Genomic DNA, 223 nt, shown 5'->3' on the forward strand with positions numbered 1-223 from the left:
GGATCTTGCGTCCTTTGTTGCCGAAGCGCAGCAGCGTGTGGCGCATGATGTGCATTTGCCATCGGGTTATACCATGCAATGGGATGGGCAGTTTCGTAACCTACGCTCAGCGGTGCAACGTCTGGAAATTGTTCTGCCGATTGCCCTTGGTCTGATATTTGCATTGTTGGTTGTAACCTTTGGCGCAATCAGGCCCGCACTCTTGGTTTTTATCAATCTGCCT

The 223-nt window shown here is 51.1% G+C and carries 1 protein-coding gene; it reads left to right on the top strand.

Annotation, left to right across the window (positions count from 1 at the left end):
* Window positions 1–223, top strand: a 223-nt coding sequence (locus tag ACP7IZ_RS13900) for an efflux RND transporter permease subunit (RefSeq protein WP_426849760.1), incomplete at both ends; no start/stop codon positions are given.

The organism is Acetobacter sp. AAB5 (genome assembly GCF_050106715.1).
GTDB classification, from domain to species: domain Bacteria; phylum Pseudomonadota; class Alphaproteobacteria; order Acetobacterales; family Acetobacteraceae; genus Acetobacter; species Acetobacter oryzifermentans.